Source organism: Rhizobacter sp. (genome assembly GCF_031412495.1).
Lineage (GTDB): Bacteria > Pseudomonadota > Gammaproteobacteria > Burkholderiales > Burkholderiaceae_C > Schlegelella_A.
This window is the reverse complement of sequence record NZ_JANODC010000252.1, coordinates 1-5,091: the sequence shown is the minus strand read 5'-3', so window position 1 is coordinate 5,091 and position 5,091 is coordinate 1. Positions and strand designations below refer to the sequence as shown.

The window sequence follows — 5,091 nt, the reverse complement described above, 5'->3', positions numbered from 1 at the left end:
GGCACCGGCAGGCTCGCCAGGTACGACGAGAGCGCGCTGATCTCCTCGCCGGCGAGCCGCGCGACGACGACGGCCATGCAATCGGGCGCGTGCGCGCGGCGCTTGCCGTTCTTCCAGGCACCGAGCTGGGCGTTGAGGTAGTCGCGCGACAGGCCGAGCAGGCCGGGAATGAAGGGCGGCCGGCCGGTCATCGCTGCGCCATGGCAGTCGTTGCACGCCGGCAGGCCGCGCGCCGCGTCGCCGACCCGGACCAGCCGCTCGCCGACGCTGCGCCCGGCCGGCGTCCCGGCGGGCGGTGCCGGCGGCGGGTACGGCAGGTCGAGCGACGCGAAGTGGTCGGCCATCTCGCGCAGGTAGGCGTCGCCGAGCGGCGCGAGCAGGCCGGCCATCAGCTCGTAGTGCCGGCGCCCGTCGCGGAAGTTGACGAGCTGGTTGAAGAGGTAGCCAGCCGGCTTGCCGGCGATGCGCGGGTAGTAGCCGTCGGGCGCGGCGCGGCCCTGGGCGCCATGGCAGCCGGTGCAGGCGAGGACGCGCTGAGCCATCGTGTCCTCGAACGGCGCCGCCCCGGCCGTAGCGCCGAGTGTCGAGGCGAGCAGAAGGGCAGCGACCGGCGCGGCGCGCGATGCCGCGCCCAGGAAACGAGCGATGCGCACGCTCCCCGGCGGCAAGCTGCGATCCCGCGCCGCGCCGCGGCCGTTCACTCCACGGCGCCGGGGCTCGCCACCTGGCGCGCGAGCGCTCGCGCCTCGTCGCTGCCGACCTCGTCGACGAGGGCGCCCGCCACGCCGTCGCGATCGGCGGCAGACCGGTTCTGCGTCACCTTCCACTTGCCGCTCAGCGCGGCGACGACCATCTCCAGGCCGACGATGGCCTTGAGCATCGAGGCGACGTAGTCGGCCGGCGCGTCGCTCACCGCCCACGGCTCGGCCCGCGGCTGCTCGTGCCGCTCGGTGAGCCGGGTGACGAAGGCGTGCAGCCAGGCCGGGTCCTCGATCGCGCGCAGGCGCCCGCGCGCCTGCACCATCACGTAGTTCCAGGTCGGCACGACCTTGCCGTGCTCGGCCTTGGCCGGGTACCAGGACGGCGAGACGTAGGCCTGCGGTCCCTGGAAGACGACCAGCGCGTCGCGGTCGGCGCGAGCCGCCTGCCAGAGCGGGTTGGCCCGGGCGACGTGGGCGCGCAGGATGCCGGGGCCGCCGGCCGGGTCGGTGTCGAGCACGAAGGGCACGCCGTTGGCGCTCAGCTCCCCGTCGCCGTCCTGCGTGACGAGGATGCCGAAGGGATGGGAGCGCACCAGCGCCTGCAGGACCTCGGGACGCGATTCGCTGAAGTGGGCCGGCTGGTACATGGTCGTCGTTCGCAAGAGGCACGCGGGCTGCCAAGTCGGGCTTCCGAGTATGCGGACTTCGCGGCCACGGCGCTGCCGCGCACCAACGGGGCCGGCGCCCGTAAGCGCCGCGTTCAGGGCAGACCTGATCGGGCCTAGCGGCGCGCCCGGGCCCGGCGCGACGCCGGCGTCCCGTCGCGGCCGGTGCCGTCGTCGGGGCCGATGTTGGTCAGCATGGGCGTCGGCTGTCCGGGCAAGGCCCGCGGACGCACCGGCTCGGTCGAGGCGCGGACCTCGCGGCAGTCGGTGATGTCGGGCGTGATTATCAGATGCCGGCCCGGGTAGCGCTGCGCCATGGCGTCGGAGATGCGCATCGACAGGTCCACCGGCGAGACCGTCGACTGGAAGCTCAGGTGGTTCTGCGAGTCGAACATGGAATAGCAGTTGGCCTGCGCCAGCATGGGCATCGCGTACAGCGGAACGAGGAGGAGGAGGCTGGCGGTCGTGCGCATGGTGGGCTCTGCCGGGACGGGGTTGGGAACATAGCGCGGCGGGCTGCGCTTGTCATGCCCGCCCGTCCGACGCATCGATGATCGCGCCGCCCAGGCAGCGCTCGCCGTCGTAGACGACCGCCGACTGCCCCGGCGTCACCGCCCACTGCGGCTCGGCGAAGGCGAGCTCGAGCCGGCCGGCGTCGGCGGCGACGACGTCGCAGGGCGCGTCGGCCTGCCGATAGCGCGTCTTCGCGGCGCGGCCCGGGCCCGTCGGCGGCGCGCTCCCGGCGATCCAGCTCGCGTCGCTCGCGCTCAGGCGCCGCGACAGCAGCCCGGGATGGTCGTGCCCCTGGACGATGCGCAGGACGTTGCGGGCCATGTCCTTGCCGGCGACGAACCAGGGCGCGTGCTCGCTGCCGCCCGGCGCGCCGCGGTGCTCGCGCAGGCCGCCGATGCCGATGCCCTTGCGCTGGCCGAGCGTGTAGAACGACAGGCCGACGTGCTCGCCGACGACGCGGCCGCGGTCGTCCTCTATCGGGCCGGGCGTGTTCGCCAGGTAGCGGTTCAGGAACTCGCGGAACGGCCGCTCGCCGATGAAGCAGATGCCGGTCGAATCCTTCTTGGCCGCGTTCGGCAGGCCGATCTCGGCGGCGATGCGGCGCACCTCGGTCTTCTTCAGCTCGCCGACGGGGAAGAGGGTCCGTGCCAGCTGCGCCTGGTCGAGCCGGTGCAGGAAGTAGCTCTGGTCCTTCTGCTCGTCGAGGCCCTTGAGCAGCTCGAAGGCGCCGCTTGCGGCCTGCCGGACCCGCGCGTAGTGGCCGGTGGCGATGCGCTCGGCGCCGAGGCGCACGGCGTGGTCGAGGAAGGCCTTGAACTTGATCTCGGCGTTGCACAGCACGTCGGGGTTGGGTGTCCTGCCCGCCTGGTATTCGCGCAGGAACTCGGCGAACACGCGGTCGGCGTACTCGGCCGCGAAGTTGACGTGCTCGATCTCGACGCCGAGCACGTCGGCGACGCTGGCCGCGTCGAGGAAGTCCTGCCGCGACGAGCAGTACACGTCGTCGTCGTCGCCTTCCCAGTTCTTCATGAAGATGCCGACCACCTCGTGTCCGGCACGCTTCAGCAGCCACGCGGTCACGGCCGAATCGACGCCGCCCGACAGGCCGACGACGATGCGCTGCAGGTCGCGCTGCCCGCTCATCGCGCGCCGGCCGGGGCGTGCGCCGTGGGGTCGGTGTAGACGGCTTCGAGCGGCAGCGAGCGGCCGGCCGCGGCGTCCTCGACGCAGCGCAGGAGCAGGCTGCTGCGGTGCCGCTCCGGGCAGGCGCGCAGCTCGTCGAGCGTCATCCAGAGCGTGCCGACGATGCCGTCGTCGAGCCGTCGCGCCGGGTCGGCTTCGCCCACCGTGCCGGCGAAGGCGATGCGCAGGTAGGTGAGGCCTGGGTCCGCGGCGCTGCCGTCGAATCGCGTCAGGTACAGGCCCAGGAACCGCTCCGGCACGAAGACCCGCGCGGTCTCCTCGAGCGTCTCGCGCACGGCCGCCTCGACCGGCGACTCGCCCGGGTCCAGGTGGCCGGCCGGGTTGTTCAGGCGCAGCCCTACGGGCGTCTCCTCCTCGATCAGCAGGTACTCGATCGGTCCGCCGGCACGGCCGTGCTCGGCGCCTTCACGGACGCGTCCGGCGACCGAGGCGACGGTGACGTTCGGCTTCCAGCGTTCGACCATGGCGGCATGCTATGCGCTGCCCGCCGCGACCCCGGGTCCCGGAGAGCTCGACCTTTCTTGTAAGCTTCCTTCCGTTCTGCGGGACACGAGGAGACGACAAGATGTTGATCGGGGTGCCCCGCGAGACGGTGGCCGGCGAGACGCGCGTAGCCGTGACGCCGGAGACGGCGAAGAAGCTGAAGGCGCAAGGGCACACGATCCGCGTCGAGAGCGGCGCCGGCCTGGCCGCCAGCGTCACCGACGAGGCCTACGTCGCCGCCGGCGCCGAGATCGCCGACCGCGCCGCCGCCTTCGCCGCCGACCTCGTCCTCAAGGTGCGCTCGCCGGTGGCCGACGAGCTGCGCCTGATGCAGCCCGGCGCCAACCTCGTCGGCATGCTGAACCCGTTCGACCGCGCCGGCCTCGACGCCCTCGCCGCCGCCGGCCTGACCAGCTTCGCCCTCGAGGCCGCGCCGCGCACGACGCGGGCGCAGAGCATGGACGTGCTGTCGAGCCAGGCCAACATCGCCGGGTACAAGGCGGTGGTCATCGCCGCCGACCGCTACCAGCGCTTCTTCCCGATGCTGATGACGGCGGCCGGCACGGTGAAGGCGGCGCGCGTCGTCGTCCTCGGCGTCGGCGTCGCCGGCCTGCAGGCCATCGCCACCGCCAAGCGGCTCGGCGCGGTGATCGAGGCCAGCGACGTGCGGCCGAGCGTCAAGGAGCAGGTCGAGTCGCTGGGCGCGAAGTTCATCGAGGTGCCTTACGAGACGGCCGAGGAGAAGGAAGCGGCCGAAGGCGTCGGCGGCTATGCGCGGCCGATGCCGCCGTCCTGGCTCGAGCGGCAGAAGGTCGAAGTGGCCCGGCGCGTCGCCGCCGCCGACATCGTCATCGCCACGGCGCTGATCCCCGGCCGGCCGGCGCCGGTGCTCGTCACCGAGGACATGGTCAGGAGCATGAAGGCCGGCTCGGTGATCGTCGACCTCGCCGCCGGCCGCGGGCCCGACGGCGTCGGCGGCAACTGCCCGCTGACCGAGACCGACCGCACGGTCGTCAAGCACAACGTCACCCTCGTCGGCGAGACCAACCTGGCCGCGCTCGTCGGCGCCGACGCGTCGGCCCTCTATGCCCGCAACGTGCTCGACTTCCTGAAGCTCGTCCTGGCCAAGGACGGTACCTTCAGCGTGCCGATGGACGACGACATCGTCGCCGCCTGCCTGATGACGCAGGGCGGCGCAGTCAAGCGCAAGTAGCAAGGAAAAAGCCATGGATCTCGTCTCGCCCACCGTCGTCAACCTGATCATCTTCGTGCTCGCCATCTACGTCGGCTACCACGTCGTCTGGACGGTGACGCCGGCGCTGCACACGCCGCTGATGGCCGTGACCAACGCCATCTCGGCGATCGTCATCGTCGGCGCCATGCTGGCCGCCGCCCTCACCGAGACGGTGCTCGGCAAGAGCATGGGCGTGCTGGCGGTGGCGCTGGCGGCGGTGAACGTCTTCGGCGGCTTCCTCGTCACCCGGCGCATGCTGGAGATGTTCCGCAAGAAGGAGAAGAAGGTCGTG

The 5,091-nt window shown here is 72.5% G+C and carries 7 protein-coding genes; 2 read left to right on the top strand and 5 right to left on the bottom strand.

The annotated features are described in order from the left end of the window. The 5 genes from AC30N0_RS09720 to AC30N0_RS09700 all read right to left on the bottom strand — a co-directional run. Window positions 1-668 (bottom strand): c-type cytochrome (locus AC30N0_RS09720; protein ID WP_489517723.1); only part of this gene is annotated, 668 nt, incomplete at its 3' end. A gap of 29 nt (window positions 669-697) precedes the next feature. Beyond that, window positions 698-1,348 (bottom strand): FMN-binding negative transcriptional regulator, encoded by a 651-nt coding sequence (locus tag AC30N0_RS09715; RefSeq protein WP_489517722.1) that lies wholly within the window; start codon window positions 1,346-1,348, stop codon window positions 698-700. Window positions 1,349-1,482: 134 nt separating this feature from the next. Then, entirely contained in the window at window positions 1,483-1,839 is a 357-nt protein-coding gene (locus AC30N0_RS09710; RefSeq protein WP_489517721.1) for a hypothetical protein, read from the bottom strand. Between the two features lie 52 nt (window positions 1,840-1,891). After that, window positions 1,892-3,022: a tRNA 2-thiouridine(34) synthase MnmA gene (mnmA, locus tag AC30N0_RS09705; protein WP_489517720.1), complete on the bottom strand. Its 1,131-nt coding sequence runs from the start codon at window positions 3,020-3,022 to the stop codon at window positions 1,892-1,894. Beyond that, window positions 3,019-3,546, bottom strand: coding sequence for an NUDIX domain-containing protein (locus AC30N0_RS09700; protein WP_489517719.1), 528 nt, complete (start codon window positions 3,544-3,546; stop codon window positions 3,019-3,021). The genes mnmA and AC30N0_RS09700 overlap by 4 nt, the downstream gene beginning before the upstream one ends. A gap of 101 nt (window positions 3,547-3,647) precedes the next feature. Between AC30N0_RS09700 and AC30N0_RS09695 the strand changes: the two genes are divergently transcribed. Next, the gene (locus tag AC30N0_RS09695) at window positions 3,648-4,778 is read left to right on the top strand and encodes a Re/Si-specific NAD(P)(+) transhydrogenase subunit alpha (RefSeq protein ID WP_489517718.1); all 1,131 of its coding nucleotides are present in this window, start codon (window positions 3,648-3,650) and stop codon (window positions 4,776-4,778) included. Window positions 4,779-4,791: 13 nt separating this feature from the next. Then, on the top strand, window positions 4,792-5,091 hold a 300-nt coding region (locus AC30N0_RS09690), incomplete at its 3' end, for an NAD(P) transhydrogenase subunit alpha part 2 (RefSeq protein WP_489517717.1).

Coding starts and splice junctions, on each gene's coding strand:
- mnmA (WP_489517720.1), bottom strand. CDS start 3,022: ATGAGCGGGCAGCGCGACCTGCAGCGCATCGTCGTCGGCCTGTCGGGC.
- AC30N0_RS09700 (WP_489517719.1), bottom strand. CDS start 3,546: ATGGTCGAACGCTGGAAGCCGAACGTCACCGTCGCCTCGGTCGCCGGA.
- AC30N0_RS09715 (WP_489517722.1), bottom strand. CDS start 1,348: ATGTACCAGCCGGCCCACTTCAGCGAATCGCGTCCCGAGGTCCTGCAG.
- AC30N0_RS09695 (WP_489517718.1), top strand. CDS start 3,648: ATGTTGATCGGGGTGCCCCGCGAGACGGTGGCCGGCGAGACGCGCGTA.
- AC30N0_RS09710 (WP_489517721.1), bottom strand. CDS start 1,839: ATGCGCACGACCGCCAGCCTCCTCCTCCTCGTTCCGCTGTACGCGATG.